The 21,063-nt window shown below is 35.7% G+C and carries 15 protein-coding genes; 2 read left to right on the top strand and 13 right to left on the bottom strand.

Going from position 1 to position 21,063, the window contains the following annotated elements:
• Nucleotides 1-345: 345 nt before the first annotated feature.
• Nucleotides 346-1,554, top strand: a complete 1,209-nt coding sequence (locus ES676_RS11870; protein WP_148370550.1) for a M24 family metallopeptidase — start codon at nucleotides 346-348, stop codon at nucleotides 1,552-1,554.
• 277 nt (nucleotides 1,555-1,831) lie between these two features.
• Here ES676_RS11870 and ES676_RS11865 read toward each other — a convergent pair whose 3' ends face one another.
• From ES676_RS11865 to ES676_RS11830, 8 genes are all read right to left on the bottom strand, one after another.
• Nucleotides 1,832-2,389, bottom strand: a complete 558-nt coding sequence (locus ES676_RS11865) for a GNAT family N-acetyltransferase (protein WP_246130355.1) — start codon at nucleotides 2,387-2,389, stop codon at nucleotides 1,832-1,834.
• A 173-nt stretch (nucleotides 2,390-2,562) separates the two neighbouring features.
• Nucleotides 2,563-3,921 (bottom strand): NAD-dependent succinate-semialdehyde dehydrogenase, encoded by a 1,359-nt coding sequence (locus ES676_RS11860; RefSeq protein WP_148370548.1) that lies wholly within the window; start codon nucleotides 3,919-3,921, stop codon nucleotides 2,563-2,565.
• A gap of 25 nt (nucleotides 3,922-3,946) precedes the next feature.
• Complete coding sequence (locus ES676_RS11855; protein WP_148370547.1) at nucleotides 3,947-5,137, bottom strand: C45 family autoproteolytic acyltransferase/hydolase; 1,191 nt, start codon at nucleotides 5,135-5,137, stop codon at nucleotides 3,947-3,949.
• A gap of 89 nt (nucleotides 5,138-5,226) precedes the next feature.
• The gene (locus tag ES676_RS11850; protein ID WP_148370546.1) at nucleotides 5,227-6,759 is read right to left on the bottom strand and encodes a biotin carboxylase; all 1,533 of its coding nucleotides are present in this window, start codon (nucleotides 6,757-6,759) and stop codon (nucleotides 5,227-5,229) included.
• A gap of 29 nt (nucleotides 6,760-6,788) precedes the next feature.
• Complete coding sequence (locus tag ES676_RS11845) at nucleotides 6,789-9,536, bottom strand: aminotransferase class I/II-fold pyridoxal phosphate-dependent enzyme (protein ID WP_148370545.1); 2,748 nt, start codon at nucleotides 9,534-9,536, stop codon at nucleotides 6,789-6,791.
• Nucleotides 9,537-9,671: 135 nt separating this feature from the next.
• Nucleotides 9,672-10,082, bottom strand: coding sequence for a VOC family protein (locus ES676_RS11840; RefSeq protein WP_148370544.1), 411 nt, complete (start codon nucleotides 10,080-10,082; stop codon nucleotides 9,672-9,674).
• 15 nt (nucleotides 10,083-10,097) lie between these two features.
• Nucleotides 10,098-11,039, bottom strand: coding sequence for a carbon-nitrogen hydrolase family protein (locus ES676_RS11835; protein ID WP_148370543.1), 942 nt, complete (start codon nucleotides 11,037-11,039; stop codon nucleotides 10,098-10,100).
• Nucleotides 11,036-12,340: an aspartate aminotransferase family protein gene (locus ES676_RS11830; RefSeq protein WP_148370542.1), complete on the bottom strand. Its 1,305-nt coding sequence runs from the start codon at nucleotides 12,338-12,340 to the stop codon at nucleotides 11,036-11,038. Before ES676_RS11830 ends, ES676_RS11835 begins: the two co-directional genes overlap by 4 nt.
• Before the next feature lie 924 nt (nucleotides 12,341-13,264).
• Here ES676_RS11830 and ES676_RS11825 point away from each other — a divergent pair.
• Nucleotides 13,265-13,477, top strand: coding sequence for a hypothetical protein (locus tag ES676_RS11825; RefSeq protein WP_148370541.1), 213 nt, complete (start codon nucleotides 13,265-13,267; stop codon nucleotides 13,475-13,477).
• 259 nt (nucleotides 13,478-13,736) lie between these two features.
• On the opposite strand, the gene ES676_RS11820 is transcribed toward ES676_RS11825, so the two are convergent.
• The 5 genes from ES676_RS11820 to ES676_RS11795 all read right to left on the bottom strand — a co-directional run bounded on the left by ES676_RS11820 (nucleotide 13,737) and on the right by ES676_RS11795 (nucleotide 20,729).
• On the bottom strand, nucleotides 13,737-14,594 hold the full coding sequence (locus tag ES676_RS11820; RefSeq protein ID WP_148370540.1) for a universal stress protein: 858 nt from the start codon (nucleotides 14,592-14,594) through the stop codon (nucleotides 13,737-13,739).
• Nucleotides 14,595-14,602: 8 nt separating this feature from the next.
• Nucleotides 14,603-16,228 (bottom strand): BCCT family transporter, encoded by a 1,626-nt coding sequence (locus ES676_RS11815; RefSeq protein WP_148370539.1) that lies wholly within the window; start codon nucleotides 16,226-16,228, stop codon nucleotides 14,603-14,605.
• A gap of 69 nt (nucleotides 16,229-16,297) precedes the next feature.
• A complete protein-coding gene (locus tag ES676_RS11810; RefSeq protein WP_394348791.1) occupies nucleotides 16,298-17,428 on the bottom strand; it encodes a hypothetical protein in 1,131 nt (376 codons plus the stop codon).
• A gap of 928 nt (nucleotides 17,429-18,356) precedes the next feature.
• Nucleotides 18,357-19,175: a hypothetical protein gene (locus tag ES676_RS11800; protein ID WP_148370538.1), complete on the bottom strand. Its 819-nt coding sequence runs from the start codon at nucleotides 19,173-19,175 to the stop codon at nucleotides 18,357-18,359.
• A 96-nt stretch (nucleotides 19,176-19,271) separates the two neighbouring features.
• On the bottom strand, nucleotides 19,272-20,729 hold the full coding sequence (locus tag ES676_RS11795) for an FAD-dependent oxidoreductase (protein ID WP_148370537.1): 1,458 nt from the start codon (nucleotides 20,727-20,729) through the stop codon (nucleotides 19,272-19,274).
• Nucleotides 20,730-21,063: the final 334 nt, after the last annotated feature.

Here is a 21,063-nt window from a genome sequence, read left to right as displayed (position 1 = left end):
TAATTAATAATGATAAAGTGTTAATTATGGCCTTCATTATAGTTCGTTCCTCTCACAATTATTACCACTACCAAATACCTAAAACTACCCAATGGCGTAAGACCTTTATGTAACGGTCTTTTAAATCTTTCGAATAGTATTCATTACCCACACTAAAAAATAAAAAGTTAAATGCTATAGAGTTTTATTCAATTTTCAAGAACTTGCCATTATAATCGGATTAGATTTAAAAATGTTGGAGTCAGTTTAGATTATCCTTCCAACCCAACGCCCTAATTCTTTTAGTCGTATAACATTTAATAAGCGCTGAAAACTTCAGCATTAATTTATAAAATTACATTTAAAATGAATAGTAACAGATCCTACGGTATTGGTGGTAGTACACCAGAAGAAGAACTTTCAAAATTAAGCGAGCCAATAACAAAGCCTGCTCCTATAGCTGAGAAAGAGTTCCAAAACAGACTTAATAAAGCCTGTGCAACTTTAAAAGCAAAAGGGTTGGATGCGTTATATATTAATGCCGGCACCAATTTATACTACTTCACAAATACGGTATGGCATCCGTCAGAACGCTTAGTGGGCGCCGTTCTTTTTGCCGATGGAACTCTTAAATATGTCGTTCCAGAATTTGAAATAGGTACGTTCAATGATTTTATAGGAATTGATGGTGAATTCATCTCGTGGTTGGAGTACGAATCGCCTGTTCAAAAAATAGCAGACGTTGTAGAAGAAGGCACCCGTCTAGCCGTTGATGATTCCACCTCTTTTACGGTGGTTTCACGTTTTCAGGAACACAAAAAATTTATTATCAGCAGTGCCGAAGAGTTGATTAGAGACCTCAGAATACTTAAAAGTGACGCTGAGATCGCTCACATTCAGTACCCGATGGACTTAACTATGCAAGTACATCAAGCAGCGGCGAGAATTTTAAAACCAGGTATTACCACCAGCGAAGTAGAACGTTTTATTCATAAAGCGCACCAAAAACTAGGTATCGCTAGTGGCTCTTACTTTTGTATTGTTCTCTTTGGCAAAGATTCTAGCTTTCCTCACGGTGTAAAATCGCCAAAACCTTTAAAAGAAAATGAAATCGTTTTAATGGATACGGGCTGCCAATACAATGGCTATATTTCAGATATCACTAGAACTTATAGTTATGGCGACGCCACAGATAAGGAAAAGAAAATTTGGGCCAACGAAAAAGCTGCACAATTAGCCGCTTTTAATGCCGCTCAACTCGGTCTCTCTTGTGGCCATATTGATGACCAAGTTAGAGTACAATTAGAAAAGGACGGATTAGGCCCTGATTATGATTTACCGGGACTACCACATAGAACCGGTCACGGTATTGGACTTGAAATCCATGAGCATCCTTTTATTTTAAAAGGAAATGACATCAAGCTACAACCAGGAATGGCGTTTAGCATAGAACCTATGATTGTTGTACCAGAGGAGTTCGGTATACGTTTAGAAGATCATATTTATATGACAGAAGAAGGCCCACAATGGTTTACAGAACCAGCGCACAGCATAGATAATCCTTTTGGTGTGTAAGGGTTTTATTTAAAAGCGGACTCCCAAACATAACAGTATCGTTTTACGAAATAGCAGTTAAAAAAACCTGCCACGCTTTTTTGCTTGGCAGGTTTTTATTTATAAGGTTGACGGTTCTTGGATTGAAAGTAGACGTGGTTTTTCAGCTTGCAAATTATATTTTTGCAAATGGAAATTGACGATTCTGGTATTGGAAACTTACAGCATAACAATCAGGTGAAACAAAAAAAGCACAAACTCTTAATTAAGTGTCTTATTTAGTTTTTTCTACCGCTGGTTAATGTCTGACATTTTCAATTTCAAAGATAATATTCGATTTATTATTTAGATCCTTTCTATTCTCATTAAAGTGAAATCCATTCTTTACTAATAGTTTTTTAGAATTCTCATTTTCAATATGTGTAAAGGCCTCAATTTTGTCAAGATTTAAGTCTTTAAAACCATACTCTATAATCTTTTTTAGAGCTTCACTCATAATCCCTTTATTTTGAAATTTAGGATTCAAATCGTACCCAACTTCCGCCGTTGTATTGTCTTGAGAAAAATTCCACAAACAAATTGTTCCAATAAGTTTAGGATCACTAATAAAAGTTATTCCCCAAGCAATTGACTGATTAGATTCGATATTATTATCCACTTCTTTGATGAATTCTAGGGCATCGGATATATTTTTAGTTTTTCTGTTTTCAGGCCTTTCAATAAATGTATTGACGGTTTTATCAGACCGTAAAAACAAGATAGCTTTAGCGTCCGATTCCTTTATTTGTCTAAGAAAAAGGCGTTCTGATTTTATTTCTGGATACGGTTTAAATTTCATTTTTTCGACATTTATCAAACATGTTTAAATAAAATACGCTGTTTTGGTTTAGGTACTAATGTAGCAAAACACAACAGGCTCAATAGATACAATTGTAAAATAACACCTAAAACAGCGCTAAAAAACCACCGGAGCTCCGGTTAAAATCTAAAGAGATGAGAGAATTAGTGATAGCGCTTATTTTACGCTTTTTAGTTTTTTACATAAACTGTTTTTCGATTTACAAACTCTAAGATGCCATCTTTTGCTAATTCACGTCCGTAACCTGATTTCTTAGTACCGCCAAAGGGTAATCGTGGATCGCTTTTTACCAATTCGTTTATAAAGTAAGCCCCATCACTCACTTCGTGGGCATATTCAAGTGCCTTTTCAATATTGGTAGTGCAAACCGTTACACCCAGTCCATAGCGGGATTGCTCTGAGAGGGCAAAGGCCTCTTCAATTGTTTTTACTTTTATCATCGCTGCCAAAGGGCCAAAAGTTTCTTCGTCAAAAGCAGGCATATCAGGTTTTACATTGCCTAAAATTGTTGGTTCGTGGTAGGCGCCGCTTTGATTTCCGCCAAGTAAAAGATCTGCTCCCATTGCAACTGAATTTCTAACCTGGTATTGTAATTGATCTGCCAAATCCTTTCGCGCTAACGGACCAATCTTGGTATCTTCCTCCATCGGGTCGCCGGATTTGAGGTTTTTTACTGCTGCAATAAATTTTAAAACAAATTCATCATAAATACCCTCCAACAAAATAAAACGCTTGGCGGCAATACAACTCTGTCCACAGTTTAGCATGCGAGCGGTAAGTGCTGTTGCCACTGCTTTATCAATATCGGCATCATCCCAAACAATGAAAGCGTTGTTACCCCCCAATTCCAACAATATTTTCTTTATATATTTCCCTGAAATTTGAGCGACTGCTGCTCCTGCCCTTTCACTTCCTGTAAGTGTAACGGCTTTTACAGCATCGTGTGCAATAATAATTTCGGTCTTATCATGATGTACTATTAAATTCTGAAAAACGTCATCAGGAAAGCCGGCCTTTTTAAAAACATCCGCAATCTGTTCGGCACAGCCAAAAACATTTGGAGCATGTTTTAAAAGGCCTACATTTCCGGCAATAAGGGTTGGAGCGGCAAAACGAAACACTTGCCAAAAAGGAAAATTCCAAGGCATTATGGCAAATACGGCTCCAATTGGGTCGTGGCGCACATAACTTCTTTGGGCATCGGTTTCAATAAATTCATTTGCTAAAAATTTTTCAGCATTTTTAGCGTAATAGTCACATACAGTAGCGCATTTATTTACTTCTCCTCTAGATTCTAAAATTGGTTTCCCCATTTCCAAAGTAATAATTTTAGCATATTCTGCTACGTTATCTCGCAAAACTTGGCCCGCTTTTTTAAATAGCAAGCTGCGCTCTGAAATAGGAACTTTTCTCCAAGACTCAAATGCTTTTTGGCTTTTGTTTAGTTTATCTACTAATTCGTTTTGCGTAAGACCTTTAAATTTAGCAACCTCTTGCCCGTTATAAGGATTATTACTTTTAAATTCCATAGTTTATAAAATTAAATATCACAAATTAATATTCGACAGGCTCGTTCCAATAATCTACTAATACTTCCCAAGCTATTTCACCGCCAGGCATTAATCGATCACGAAACTCTTGTTGTTTTTGTTTTGTTTTCTTCCCTGCCATTCCGCTAACCAGTGAATCTACAACTGCATCTTGCCATCTGTATCCATTAGTTTCTACCGGAGCTGTTTCCCATGTGTTAATAGGAACAACTGGCTGCCCAGTAGTATTGTATTCTATGAAAATGTTTTCTTCTGCAAAATTATCGAAGCTTCTTTCAATTGCGACATTTGGCCACAGTACTTTCATAATTAAGTTTTCTGGCTGATACACTGACGTAAATAAGGTTCCAAATCCTTCAGTAAACTTTGTATTATATAACGGATAATGTAAGAAGGCCTTCGCTAATTCATTAGCACTTATGTTTTTCGATTTTAAATAATTTTTTATGAAATTATAACGCTTAACAGTTTGATTAAACTGAGCATTCTCTTCCCAGTCTACTATTCCTTGATGATTCGTTGCAAAGGCATCGTTAGTAACTAATGGTGCTTTATCTGGAGCTAACATTACTGTTTTTGAAGCTCCCGATTTGTCTACTACAGTCACGTTATATGACATATGAGACGGAATACTTTTTAGCACTTTTACAGCTTCAGCGGTATTTTTACAAAATTCTAAAACATACCTTAGAATAAAAGGAATTCCAAATCCATAACCAACTTCTTTCCTACCACCAAATGTGAGAGAAACACAAAGGCCTGCATCATTCATACCATCTACTAATCCAATTAAACAATCTGACATACCCATAACTTTATTGTCATTCCATTTACTCAGCAATATTGTCCCTTCGAGCAAATCTGGATGGTAATCATAGTTGCGAACTAGTTGAATTTCATCTGCTTTAATAACTGCCTGCGCACAAGCACTAATATATGCTGGTGGTTGAAACCCTGTGAGAAAACGAGCCATAACCGGATCGGCGTTTGTTAATACGCACAGATGCTTATAGGTTGACCACATTTTGGGCATATATTTTTTTAGAGCGTTTTGCGATGTCTCTAAATCTGGTGTGTTCACAGTTTCTTTTGACAAAAACCAAGTTCGATACCCTGACCAATAGGCATCGAATAAACCTTTCCATTTTGCTCCTGCTATAGACGGTTCTGAGACCGTAGTAAAATTTAATTGCATAGTATATTTTTTATTTTAACCTTATAAAAATGTATAAACGATTTAACTAATATTTAGAGTTAACCACTAGTCATAGTATTAGAAACGAATTATTTTGTTAAACTCCCCTTAAGCATAACCTGTTCACTCTTATCTTCCACAATTTGAGATGCATATTTACTTTGAATGGCTTTAATCCATTGTTTTGCACGATTGTTTAACTTAAAATCATCAGTCATCATCCGACCTCTAGACACCAAAATCCCCATATCTGCACCTTCATATAAATAATCACCTTTTTTAGAAATATGTAAAAAGAAGGCCTCATTTTCAGTCTCTACAGCTCTTCTGTGTGTATCTAAACGATCAAATTGAATATGGCCATTATCAAACATTTTGTAAATACCTGATTTTGGGGCCTCAGAGATATACTCAACAGTTGCTTTGGTATGTTTTATTATTATTTGACTCCAGCTATCAATATTTGCTTGCTTTTCCCAACGATCGTTAATCGCCTTAACATCCAATTTATAGTCAACATCCATCCATTCCATAATATGGAAAATAAAAAGAGGCGCATCAGCAAGGGCAAAAACAGCGTGATTAGTGATTGAACTAGCTCCAGTAACCCTCGGGTTTAGTTCTCCTAAATAAATTTCACCATTGTCTTGATCTATTAGAAAATCTAATTCAAAATAGCCTTTATAACCTTCTTCTCTAAGTTGATTTCCAAATAATTGCGTATATTTTGTCGCTTTTTTTCTTAACTCCGGACTGAATGCATTTGGATAAATTTCATTGCCACACCAACCTCCTTTATAAGGCGTTAACTCTTTAAAACCGACTAACTCGGTCATTAAAGGTGCAACAATAGTTCCATGTCGCGTAACGCACGCTTCAATAGCAGAACCTTTACAATTGATGCGTTTCATAATTTTAACCTCTTTCTCTTTTACAATCTCTTTTTCATATTTTTTAAATTCTTCTTCATTTGAGATAAAGAAAGTAGTATGACCAGAATCACCAAATGGTGTTTGTATTACAAGGTCTGTTCCTAACACTTTAGAAACTTTATTTAAGTGCTTATAATCCGTTACAGGAGATAACACATAAGGTACACAAGGTACTCCAGCTTTTTCTGCAATACGATTGGTATTGACTTTATTATCCATAAAGGTTCGCATTTTTGCACTTGGGAACATAATCTGTAACCCCAATTTTTTAGCTAGCTTTTCGGTGTTTTCATCAAACATAAGGAACATAGCCTTACCTGCTTTTTTACCTTTACTTCTTGTTTTTAAATAGTCTTGGACCTCTGGATGTTGAAGCAAGTAGTTATTGATATCTTCAATACAGGTAAACTCATCATGAGGAATTTCTTCTTTTGGAGAAAAAACATTAGGATGCTGTCCATCAAAGCATTCTATATGACAAATAAACTTAAATCCTTTAATCCACTCATCTGCTCCCAACATATTAAAATTAGTGGCACTGATAAAATATATTGGAACCTCATTCTTATAAAAGAAACGTCTTATATCTGGAATTCCATCAAGTACTTCAATGGTGTTCTCTTTTTTTGCAGTCGCTACTTTTTTAGTTGGTACTGCTTTTTTAGTTTTTGTTGATTTTTTAATAGTCATACAATCGGTTTTAAAATTATTAATTAATTTTATTTTTTGATGTTCATTCCCCCTATAGATGTTGTTGTTTTATGTCTGTCCAATACCGTTTCTTTAAAGATTCTTAAACCCAAATCGGCACGATAGCCATGAATTTCACTAACGTCTAAAGCCAACATAAAATTAATAATCTCTTCGCTAACCACCTGACCTGGCACCAGAACAGGGAATCCTGGTGGGTATGGAATTACAAAAGTGGAGGCCACTAAAACTTTGCCTTTTTGCATAGCACCTAAACAGTCGCTTAAAGGAATATACTCGTAGTTTTCTTCTTTATAAGCTAGAAAATAAGCCGCACGCAAATCTCCTCCTGGTACTCCAGGAACAGCTTGAAATGAATGATGAAAAAAGCTAAAATCTGGCAAAGGCGGTACTTCTTTGGTTAAGGAATGGATTCGTTTTTGGTGAATTTCCATTTCCTTATCATTTAACGACTTAAATTCTTCATCTAATTCATCTGCAATTTTTAACAAGGCATTCGTTAAATACGTAATACTTCCTCTTGTTGTACCTATATTAGTCAAAAATAACACAGTGTTTCTAGACGTTTTATTGATTTGGATATTAAATTTATCCATCAAATATTTGTTCTTAAAAGTATCACCATCAACGCCCGTTTTACCTATATGTAAGGTGATTTTTGTTGGATCTAAAACAAACTCATCCTTTTGCCAAGCGTCGTCCATAAGATTCCAACCTTCATTTTTTGTGTAATATTCTTTTAAGCCTGTTTGACGGTATTTATCTGGAATAAAATCTTTTACGGTTAAGATATCAAAGTATTTACTTAGCTGTGGATTATCGTTAACTTTGGCGCGCAAAATCATAGCCATTTCAATACTTTTTTCAACTAGCTCAAAACCTTCCAACTGAACCTGACGCCTACCGATATCCAATGACGCTAACATTTGATAATTAGGGGATGTGGAAGTATGTGTCATATAGGCTTCCGAAAAGGTGTTTTCACTTTTTCTACGGAAGTCCTGATCCCAAATATGAATCATAGAACCTTGTCTAAAACTACTTAATGTTTTATGTGTGCTTTGTGTTGCATATACACGAATACGAACCTTATCAGGATCTGGCATTAAGGAAATATCATCAGCCTTTAACCCTTTAATATGGTCAGTATACTTTTTTCTATAGCCACTACTATTATATTTTTCATATAACTTTTTAGCTGTATACATCCCAGTACGTTGTTTGTAATTATAAGCAAATCCAGCAAAGGCAAACCAAGCTTCATCCCACAAAAATATTATGTCTGGCTTTATCGCTAAAACTTCTTCCATAACGCGTTCTACATTATATACCATCCCGTCAAACGTGCAATTGGTAAGCAATAACATTCTCACTTTGTCTAATCTTCCAGCCTTTTTTAACTCCATTAAGCGGCCCTTTATTTGTTCTAAAGGCACAGCACCATACATAGAATATTTTTCTATTGGATAAGAATCTAGATAAACGGGATAAGCTCCTACTAATACCAATCCATAATGGTGCGATTTATGACAATCTCTATCGATAAGAACTACGTTTCCGGGTTCTACAAGAGCCTGCATAACTATCTTATTAGCCGTTGAAGTACCATTAGTAACAAAATAAGTGTATTGTGAACCATAAGCATCTCTTGCCATTTCCTGAGCTTTTTTAATAGACCCCGTTGGTTGCAATAAGGAATCAAGACCTCCTGTTGTGGCTGATGTTTCTGCTAAAAACATATTTCTACCATAGAAATCTCCAAAGTCGTTGATCCATCTCGATTTAAAAACCGAATTCCCTCTTGAGATTGGCATTGCATGAAAAACACCAGTTGGCTTTTGACTATATTCTACCAAAGCAGAAAAGAATGGCGTTTCAAAACGCTCGGCAATGCCTCTTAAAATAGTTAAGTGAAGTTCTTGGATATCTTCTGTTTGATAGAAAATTCGTCTAAAACATTTGATGGTGCTGTCTTTTAAATGCCCTAGTGATGTATCAGTAACGTAGTAGGTATCCAATTCTGGTCTAAACTTGCCAATCAAATCACCAATTAATGGACCAAGTTCCGTTTCTGATTTTGAAGAATAGTCAAGTTTTGTAACAGACTGAATATATGGTTTTATAAGAGGTGAGATTTCTTTAGAATAATAAGGTGGCGCGTATCTCACAACCACTGCCTGTATATTGTGATTGAAGTGCAAAGCAATCAAGGCATCTTGAAAAGATCTCTGCACCACAACCCCATAGGTAAATTTGTCATTTGAGATACGTAATGACATCAAGCTATGTTTTAAAGTACTCTCTTCCTTTTCTGAAATCGCGTCTATAAATAACACCTCAAAATGGTTTTTCCGAACACTGTTATGCTGCTCATGTTCCTCAACAGACGCTATGCTATGTTCATCAAAATCTATATAATCAGGGTTGCTTCTATAACTATCTCCCACTAAATCTTTAGTGGTTTCAGCTATTAAATTTGATAAAGACTCGTGCTCATGATTAGAAAGTATATGTTCTAATTTTTGCATTCTCCCTTTTCCTGGTGAAGCAAAATAACATTCAACTCCTTTTAAATCCTTAATTAAATTTTTTACTACCTCCCTATGTTTTCTTTCATTTACTGAACCGTTGTTGCAACGCGCTAACTCTGAGCTTTCAATTTTTAATTTATTCCAATAGTCTACTCGCAACTGACCAATGTTATAATATGGAGAACTCTTTGGTTTGCTATTTGCTTTTTTATGAATATCAGTCATTGAAGATTTTATAAGTTATTTTTATTAAAAAAAAGATGAGTAGAAATAATTATTGCGCCTAGTAATGTACGAAGGGTAGTAAAAAAAGGTAGGAAACTAATTAAAAACTTCTGCATTTTGTGATTAAGATAATCGTTAATTTTTAGAATGTAGTGCTAATTTATTCCCTTGAGAATCAATAAAAACAGCGAAGTATCCAGATTCTTCAGATATTAAAGTTTTTGGCATAATGATACGACCTCCAGCTTGCTCTACTTTATCAAGAACCAAACTCAAGTTATCACCACCATTAAGATAAATTAGTGAACCGGAATCACTTGGCACGTAACCAGAGCCAGAAACAACCGCGCCACCAATACCGGTAGTTGTTGAAAAAAAAGCCATCTCATTAGATTCTGTTATATTCTGTTGCATAGTTATGTCAAAAATATATTGATAAAACTCTACTGCCTGTTGAAAATCGATTGCGGGTATTTCAAACCAACTCACATAATCTTTTCTTATTTCTGCTTTCTTAATTTTTTTTCCTGATCTTACATCACCCATTTATTTCTATTTTTTTTATATGATTGAATCTCCTTTATAATGTGTTGGAGTGCTTTGCTTTCTTAAAGTAGTTTCTCTTATTTTTAATTCTGTCAATGTATCTAATCGAGTGGGTTTTATTAAAGGACCTAATGAATCCAAATAAGGTGTCGGTATATTAGGTTGGTAAATTCCAAATTGACTAGTTTTAATATGATCACGAAAGCTTTTAAGAGGTTGTCCTAAACGTAAAATACCCAATTCGCGACTTCTTTTTACTCTGTCAATATTTAACTCAAGAGGTATAATTTCTTCTGTACCTTCGGATTGGTGGAGTATTCTACCATCTGGCCCACAGACAATAGACCGTCCGCAACCTCCAGTATCCAATCCATTGACATCAAAGAAATAACACTGATTCACCGAAGCCATTGCTCTTACAATAGATAATTCTATTTCGCGATCAATAGTCCCAGACATGGTAGGGTGCATTATAACTTCTGCTCCCATAGTGGTTAGGGTGCGAATGGTTTCAGGAAACCACATATCATAACAAATTGAAACCCCAAATCTTGCAACATTAGGCACGTCAAAAACACAATAATCTTGTCCGGGTGTTACGCCAGTTTCATAAGGATAAAACGGAAACATTTTTCGGTAACGCGTTACTATTTTTCCTTTCGGGTTAATAACAGTTGCGGTATTATAAATTTTTCCTTCACTTTTCTCAAATATAGAGCCTGGTAGTAACCAAATGCCGTATTTTTTTGCCATAGCCTGCATCTCGGCTTCAAAGTTATTAGGTATTACTTGTGCAGTATGGGTTAGTGGCCCAAAGGCACACAACTCACTAAACATAATCATCTCTATCCAAGGATAAAGGTTCATAGTAATATCAATTTTTAGCTTCATCATTTCAACGTTTGAAACGACAGCTGATACCTTCATTTGTATTCCTGCAATTGCGAATGGTTTCATATATTATGTATTGCTTTTTTAATTTCGGCTTCCAAAATGGATAACCCTTTTTCTAATTGTTTGTCTGTAATTACTAAAGGTGATAAAATGCGCAGAACGTTTTTATAAGTACCTGCACTTAAAACTACCAACCCATTATCTGCACACCCTTTAATAATTTGTGGGCATATTTCGGAATTAGGCTGTCTTGGATCTCTGTTTTTAACAAATTCAATAGCTATCATTGCACCTATACCTCTAACATCTCCAATTTCTGAATGTTGGCTCATTAAATTTTGCAATCTAGTCTTTATGACAAGACCTACTTTAACTGCTTTTTCATTCAAGTTTATATCTTTCATATATTTAATAGTGGCAGATGCTGCCACACAACAGATAGGGCTTCCAATGTAAGTACCACCAATGGAACCAATTGCTGCAGCATCCATAACCTCAGCCTTACCAATTATTGCTGCAATAGGTAAACCAGAACCCATAGATTTCGCGTAGGTGCTAATATCGGGTTGAACTCCGTAATATTGCCAACTCGCCCAGTGTCCAGTACGACAGAATCCGCTTTGCACTTCGTCCATAATTAGCATAATACCGTGCCTATCGCAGAAAGCTCTTAATCCTTCTAAATATTTCTGAGGAATGGCATTAAAACCACCTTCACCTTGTATTGGTTCTAAAATTACAGCCGCAACACTCTTTACATCCACAAGGTTAAGCGCACTTTCATAAAGTCGTTTGAGTTCATCCTCTACAAATGTGTCCATATCTCGTTTTCCGTGGTACCTGTAAAAATTTGGAAAAGGAAGGCGATATACTTCAGGCGCGAATGGACCACAATCATACTTATAGCTAATTTTACTAGTTAAAGTCATAGCCATCATAGTACGGCCATGATAAGCGCCGGTAAAGCAAAGTATCGCTGGTCTTTTAGTAGCTTGACGTGCAATTTTTATGGCATTCTCTACAGCTTCTGCACCTGTACTCACCAACATGACCTTTGTTTTTTCTCCATGAGGTAAAATCTCTGCAAGTTCTTCACACAAGGCAATATAAGGTTCATAAGTGACCACATTAAAACTCGTATGGAGATATTTACCAGCTTGCTCACGTATTGCTTCTACTACTGGTTCAGGGCAATGTCCAGCATTAACAACACCGATACCTCCAGCAAAATCAATAAGTTCGCGTCCATCAACATCTATAATAATCGCTCCTTTCGCTTCTTTTACAGTCGCTGTATTAAAAACTCCTACGCCGTTTGCGACGACCTTTTTTCTTCTATCGAAGAGTTCCTGAGATTTATTCATTTTAAAAATTACGTTTATCTGAAATTATTTTTATATAAATATGATGTTTTATATATTTTAAAGTATAAGAGCTATAATACCTTATCTCTACAGTTTTAATTGAGAGATAAAAAGTAATTTAAAAGTTTATACACTAGATTCGATCAGTCTATTACAGACTTCTATCTAGATTTTAAAAATGATATATTTGTTAAAATTTATCACTATTCTGTTTTCTTAAAATGTAGGAGGTAACTGTTTCAGAATTTTATCGTTTGGAAATTAAACGACTGTTTCCAACAGCACTATTCCGATGCATTGTTTAAGTTTTTACAATGATTTAAGGGTAGACTCACCCCTAATAAACGGATATAGTGGTTTGACTAATCTTTTTAGGATATAGCCAATAATATTACAATGTATATAAAGATACATATTTAATAATTTAAGAACTGCTACCTAGTTACACTTGGCGTTTAGTTTTTAAACTACTGCTCTCAATATAGGTAATAGCTTGTTAAAAAGCAAATTAAGAGACGTGTTTTTACTGAGCGATTGATAAAAATATTTTCAGATTTTTAATATTTATTTTTTTATTAACCTTCGCAGTGTTATAATCTTGTTAGATAAATACGCTATATTCCAGCCAAAACGTCACAACTTCTAGGTATTTCAATGGTTGTAGACGCACTAGATGCATATGTATTTTTCGTTGTGGTTCTGTAAGTTAAAGTACCTAAAAGTCCTTCATATCTAACTATAATAGAAATATTATGATCGTCTAACCAAAAGGAATAGCGCTCTATATATTTATTATCTACTACTGGTAAAATTATGGAACTGTAGTTATCACAGCGTCTTCGAGGGGCTCTTTGTCATCTAACACTAAGGACAAATCCGCGAGAAGTTCCTTATGAAGTGGGTCTTCTAACCACTTTAATACTAATGAGAGGAGTTAAGCGTGTTCTTTTTCTGGCACTTCCTTGGTGTATTGTAACGGTAATGAAACAAAAAGTAACTGCTTTTTTAATGTCTAAAAAGCCTATAGGCCTTAAACACTTGTCTAAAGACAGGGTTCCTGTAAAACCCTATAGAAGTAGCGAAGGTATTGATAGTGTAGTTAAACAGATAAACAATCTGGTGTGGAAATGGTTGTAACTATTTTATTAGAAACGTAAAATAGATAACTCACGATTAAAACCGTGAGCTATTTTTTTCTACAGGCGGACTTAAATTCTGGTTTCTTTTACAATAGTTTTTCCTATTAATTAAAACCTGCGATAAAGGTTTCTTTTAAAAGCAGAGCGTATTCACCTATCCAAATCGGCTATTTTTAAAATGAAAAACGTGCTAAAATTAAAGTCCGAACCGTATTAATTTCAATATTTTATGGCCGCTTACTGCCCTTTTTAAAGCGCTACTTTACAATCCATAACGGCACATCTAAGTCTTGATTAAACAGTTCCTCGGTAACACTTCCTACAAGTAAGGAAGAGAAAGTGTTTCTGCCTTTGTCTCCAACAATAATGAGATCTACCTCTGACGTTAATGCTTTGATACGCAACTTTTCTGCAACTCCGTTATCTCTTCCCTGAATAATCTCAGATGTTAACTCCCCTTGGAATCCAATCTTTTTAATAAATTTTTCATATTTCTCCTTTAGATGATTTTCTATCTTTAAGTCGAGGTGTTCTTTTGGAATATAAGGCGAAAATTGTACCGGTACATTGTATACGTGCACTGCTTTTACTTTTGCCGCTGTGGTTCTCTGTAAGTTTTCGGCCACTTGAAAAACCTTATTTGAGGCACTAGAAAAATCTGTTCCCGCCCAAATATTACTAATTACTGGTTTTGTATCTTTAGGAATAGACAGAATATCACATTTAAGCAGACGTAGTAATTTTCCGCTCACCACTCCAGTACCTTTAGATTTATTTTTATTTCCGATTAGAGCGAGCTGAATTACATATTTATCGACAATATAATTGATGAGAGATTCAGAATAAGGATCTTCAGAGATAAGTACTTCCCATTCTGCTGAAGATGTAAATTTCTCTTCTACCTTTTCATTTAACTCATCCCCTATTATTTCGTCGAGGTTAAGATCTTTTAATTGTTCTTCGAATAATTCTGAGATCTCATATTTTTTAATATTATGTACAAAGTACACTTTTTCAACCTTAAGGGTTTCGGCAATAAAGGATGCATACTCTATTAAAGTGCTATCAATATCTGAAAGGTCTAAGGCAACCAGTACGTTTTTTATTTCAGTCATTATTCGAATTATTTAGTATTATTTTGCTGATTTGCATTTCTTTTTTTAACGATACCAGAAACTATTTCCTCGTAATTTTCAAGTTCTTTTTGAGACTCCCGTTTTTTCAGTTTCCGGAGATCTTCGCTTAAACCTTTGTAAAGTGAAAAGCACATAATTATTAAAATCACTGTAAAGGGCAAGCCGGTTACAACGGTGGCCGACTGAAGAGCTTGTAACCCCCCGCCTATTAAAAGAACCGCAGCAATACCTCCTTCGGCAATGGCCCAAAATATTCTCTGTCCCACAGGCGCATCAATTTTACCTCCAGAGGTTAAACTGTCTACCACCAAAGATCCAGAATCTGAAGACGTTACAAAAAATCCTGCAATTAAAATTATAGCTATAATATTAAGAATAAATGCGAAAGGATAATCTTCCATAAATACAAACAAGGCGGTCGCAACGTTTTCATTCACGGCATTTACAATAGTATCGTTTCCAAGAAGTGCCTGATGTATCGCTGTGCTTCCAAAAGCTGAGATCCAGAAAAAAGTAACTATAGAAGGCACTATTAAAACACCCAAAATAAACTCACGCACCGTACGCCCTTTTGAAATACGCGCAATAAACATTCCTACAAAAGGAGACCAAGCAATCCACCATCCCCAGTAAAAAATAGTCCAAGCATTTTGCCAATCGGTACCGGTATAACTTTCTGTCCAAGTGGATATTTCAAGAAAATCGGAAAAATAATTCCCTGTATTTTGCACGAAAGATTTAAAAATAAAGATTGTTGGTCCTAAAACCAACACTACCAAAAGAAATAGCACGGCTATTCTCATATTCCATTCACTCAAAACTCTCACTCCCTTATCAACTCCCAAAACAACTGAAATGGTTGCAACTAAGGTTATTCCGGCAATTAGAATAATTTGGGTTTGTACACCGCTATCTATTCCGAAAAGGTGATTTAAACCGGCTGCAATTTGTTGAACGCCCATTCCTAAAGAAGTCGCAAGACCAAATAAGGTAGCGAGTACAGCGAAAATGTCTATGGCGTCTCCAATTTTTCCGTAAATTTTATCTCCTAAGAAAGGATAAAAAACAGATCTGATAGTAAGTGGAAGCCCTCGGGAGTACGTAAAATACGCCAAAGATAAACCTACCAATGCATATACTGCCCAAGCGTGAAAACCCCAATGTAAAAAGGTGAATTTCATAGCTTCCTTGGCTGCTTCGGCTGTTCCGCCTTCTGCCATCGGTGGACTTAAAAAATGATAAATGGGTTCTGAAATACTCCAAAATAATAATCCAATTCCCATTCCAGCACTAAATAGCATCGCGAACCAGGAAATAGTTTTAAATTCGGGTTTTGCACTTTGTCCCCCAATTCTTAACTGCCCAAATTTACTAAAGGCCAGATAAAGCATAAATATTAAGAAAACATTTATACTTAATATAAAAAACCACCCTGCCTTATTTGCTATAAAATCTTGTATTTCAGTAAAATACTGTTCTGCCCCGTCTTTAAACATCAGGGTTAATGTTATTATTATGATAATGGTAATAGCCGACGTAAAAAATACGGGACCATTTACTTCCAATCCAAAAACGGATTTTCTCTCATCACTTCTTATAATCTTCTTAGCCATAAAGCGTATTGTTTTTGATATAATTTAATTTCTTAGAGCGTTTGCAGCCCTCTGTATTATTTACAAATTCTAAAAATAGTAACCAATATTAATATTGAATCTTGCTTCCCATTTGGCCTCCGGATTTCCTTTAGAAAAATCGTCTACAAAATTACCGCCTAACCAAGAGTGATTATATCCCGCCGCATAATCAATATACGTGTACACACTCCCAGCAGAGACTAAAACTCCGGTTACATTCATATAAGAATCCGTAAATCCGGGTGCTTTTTTCTGCATAAATGCAAAATCATTATAAAATTGCAAATTTGTAACAGGCCCCCACGTTACTGGAACATTTCTGGAAATCGCTAAAGAATACATATTAAAATCGGCAGCTACCTCATAAGGAGCGCCATACGCTGCCATTATAACGACATCTGTGGGTTCGCCTTCGGCATTCTCAGGGTTATGGGAAGCCGTAATAAATTGTGCTTTTCCATTCCATTTTCCTTTAGTTATTTCATAATGTGCGGCAAAAGCCTTGTGATTTCCAATATCCTCGGTATCTATATTATATAGGCCACCGTATTCTAAAGAAACCCCCAATCTACTTGAAGATTCTGTCCCGAATTTGTAAATAAATTTTCCGTTAAACTGATTGACTTCTTTGTTTCGACCCGTGATATCATATGAATATCGGTTTGGAGAATTTTCTGTATTATTACCAAACCTCAATTCTTCAGCATTTTTAAAAAAAGCCATTTGGTATTCAAATTTCTCCCCTGTATGTATATATTTCACGCCCATATCATGATCATCTTCCAAGCCTACATAATACGACATATTAAAAAACCAGTTGTGAGAGTTGTATTGTTGAATACCAAAAGGAACCTGTGTTAAACCGATATGAATCTGATCGAGTTCGTTGAAGTTGTAACCTACCCAACCCTGCTTTAGGAATCCGCCTCCAAAACCTTCAGAATACAATCTGTATTCGGCATTAAGAAAGAGTCCTTTATAAGCCGCTTTGGCGTTTATTCTAAACATATCATATCCAAAATCTCCCCCGCGTTTTTTCTGACCATCCTTCCATGACGATAAATTATAGTTGAAACGCAATGCTCCACCTATTTTAAGTTCTAGTTTTTCCTGAGCCATTGCCGGAAATGCCAACATTAAGCAGAATATTGTAAGGTATAAAAATTTCAAGAATTGCATATAAGTATTTTTTATAACGTATAGTTATTTTAAAGATTTAATAAAACGGTAATGAATTATGATTTAAGGGAAAAATGGAAGATTAAAAAATGATATGTCTTCAGAACTTAAAATAAGTGAGCTTTAGAGTCTGATTTCTATTTTTTTTAGGAAAAGGCTTTTTTGATTATAAATGGGTACAGTGTAGATTACATTATTTTTTACTAATAGCTGTTGTTTTGTTTTCGGGTGCAAATTTAGTGAAAGAAAACGGACCAGAGAGAAATCTTATAAATTTTTACCGGTAAAAACAGAATACTATAGCTCACAGCCCAAGTTTGGGGTCACTTTTTAAGACTATGACTAGGTTATTATAACTTACAAGTACACAGCTAGTAACCATTCTGTACAGTAAAACGCGATACTATTTAAAATACGGTCTTGTCCGCTAGCTTTTCATCGGTTTAATTGATTTTATACTATTTTATCAGTTCACTTTATTTCGAGTACACCATTTTTTTAACTACTACTACTACTACTACTACTACTACTACTACTACTACTACTACTACTACTACTACTACTTGTTTTCTCGATTGAATACTTAAATGCATTAAATTATTGAATTTAGTTTTTCTCAATCTTAATTTGAAGTTATTTTGACGTTAAATAGTCTGTCTTTTTTTCAATGTCGTGTTCGTTTTAAGATGGCCCAACGGCTTTCTTTAGTGTGTAACACATATCTTTAAATAGAAAAAGAGTAGAACTATTGCCTGCTATAGAATACCGTGTTTGCCAAGGGGGTCTTCGCGTGAAAATCTAGAAGGAGTTTCGATGCTAAAAACTTACTAAAAAAGAAGTAGATACAATAATTGATGAACTACTATAGCTTGCATGGAACGTGTCTCGGAACACCTCTTACGCACCGTGATGAGAGACGTAATGGCGGTCACTTGCCCGCTAGCCGTCGACGCGATTGGCGGTTATTTATTATGCTTTTTGTTTTTTTATACACTATTAAATACAGTGAGGCCGCTCCAAATGAAATAATTGTACCTAAATATATGCCAAACAAGGGATATACAATCGATATAACTAATGAATAAATTATCAAGGAAAACATACCTATGGGAACATTTTTAATAACGGTATGCACGTGTTCTTTCGAATATGTAAAGTGAATAATTAACATTAATGGAAATAAGGTGGTTGGAAAGGCAGAAAAAAGTCCTGCCCAGGTCGACCCAACAAATTTTGGGACACTTGTAATTAATAAAATAATTAAAGCTGCAAAAAAGGCTCTCACAAAAAGAATCTTATAATTAAGTTTTGCTTTAGTTTGTATATTAATATTCTGAATATCTTTGAAAAAATAGAGGCACAGAAATGAAAATGTAATGGGTATTAATATAGCTATATATTTATTAATTTCAATAAGATGCAATAACCAAACAACTGTAAAATACCCTAATATGGCACATAAAGAAGAAAAGAGAATATTGAATTTTTTAAAGTGCTTTGATGCTATGTAATAAATAGACACAAAGGATAAAGCAGCAGTTAACCCCATCATATTATAAACTGCGCTTTCTGCAGCAAATTCAGGACTGACCTCTAATCCAAAGAAAAATAAAGTTATAGCAGAACCCGTAGGATAGCCTGATAAAATTCCTGCAACCTTTGGACTTACATTTTCAGCAAGAAAGGATAAACCAAGAACAAATGCAATAGCAACAATTAATTTAATTAAAAAAAGGAATTCCATCATTTTTATTGTTTCATATTTTTTATATCTAACACTCTGGTGACATTACCTACGAGGATTAAAAGCACAAAATTACGCCTATCCATTGCGCATTAATTTTTAGGCTTTTTTACTCTTTAAACATCGTCCTCTCGGCTCATCTCCTTCATAAAGTACAATTTCGGAATGTAGAAACTGTGCCGCTTCTGCTGAATCTTTCACCTTTGAAGCACTGCGCGCAAACATTTCTTTTTCAAACTCAGTTAATACACAATCCCTTATTCCAACTGCTTTCCATCGAGAAAAAGCGCCACACTCACTTGAAATTCCACGTGCCAATGCCAACGCATCGAGCAGAGCTTGATTTGCTCCCTGTCCTTTAAATGGACTCATAGGGTGGGCCGCATCTCCAATAAGAGTCACTTGCCCTCCTTTTTCTAACCATTCTGTCTCTAGTAATTTGCGGTCATACACAGGGTAACCAGAAACCTGAGTATCTAATGTCGCTGCTAAAACCTGAGGAATAGGATCGTGCCACTGTGTTCTACGACACGCCTCTTCCTTGAGTGCTCGAGCACCTTGAGCGCTCAACGCCTTAGCTTCTTTTTCTGGCATCGGAAAGCTAAGTTGCCACATCACCGCGTCTAACGCATAAGGCATCATATAGATTCGCTCATTACCATTAGCGGTTTGAAACACCGTGGCCGAGTCCAGTAAATCACTATCAAGTCCTTCGAGAGCGGCCAAAGGACAAATTCCTAAGATAACAATACAACCTAAGTAACGTAATGGGGTGATATCGTCACCAATTAGTAAACTTCGTACCGTACTGCGAATACCATCAGCTCCAACTACTAGCCCGGCCTTAGCCGCCTTCATCTCTCCGCCTACTTTAAAGTTTAATTCCACACCTTCACCTTTACAGTCTTTAAAATCTACCAATTGGTGCCCCCACTGCACCGCCGTATGTCCACCGAGTTGTTCTATAAGCGCTAAACGCAAAGACTGCCGCGCGATATGCACATTAGTACGTTTGGAAGACGTTTTCGCCTCTTGCTGCATCCACTTTCTCATTCCCCATTCACCAATTACTTTTCCGTCTGTAGTATGAACTATATGTCGTGTTGAAACCACCCCTTTTTTTAAGGAGCAAACACCCAATCCTTTAATCGCTTTACGCGCTTGTTGCAACGTAAGTCCATAGCCCTGAGACCGTTCGTGGAAGCTACCATCTCGCTCATAAAGGGTAAAAGGAATGCCACGGTGCAAACAAGCCACGGCCAGAGCCACGCCTCCAATACCCCCACCAATAATAGCAACGTGTGGATAGTTATCTTTATCTGCTATAGGAGGGCTGGCAGAATGAATCAATCCAGATCCCTTACAGTTCAAGCACAAATACTGGTGTTTGTTAGGTCGCACTGGAGCCGTTCCTTCGCGCTTCGTTTTTTTAAATTGATCAAGCGCCATCTGGTAACGGAGTCGTACTTTTTTGCGCAGTCTTCTGCTTTTTTTACCACGCCCCCGACATTCCAAACAGATAGTCCAGCTTGCCGCTTCATTTTCCTCCTTTTTCATTACTTATTTATTAAACCTAATCTCAATTCCACTCTAAAAACAGCACTTAACGATACCGTTATTTCTAGGGTTACTTGTAAATAGTTTGTGTAATTTTCTTTGTAATTATACTCTATTACGTAAGGAATTGTTATTTATATCTTGTTACATATGTAAAGCTCGTAATTTAACAAATAAAAAGCAATTACAAACGCGATAGCTCATATGTTTGCTTTGATAAAAAAATCAGCTGTGTACTAAAAGTAAATAGTATAAAAATCAGTCGTGGTTACCTAACGAGACAGTACGACCTAAATTTCGAATTTAAGTCGTCGAAACACGCGCGAATTTTTAT

The sequence above is a fragment of the Bizionia saleffrena genome (assembly GCF_008086175.1).
GTDB classification, from domain to species: domain Bacteria; phylum Bacteroidota; class Bacteroidia; order Flavobacteriales; family Flavobacteriaceae; genus Bizionia; species Bizionia saleffrena.
This window is presented reverse-complemented; position numbering and strand designations above follow the sequence as displayed.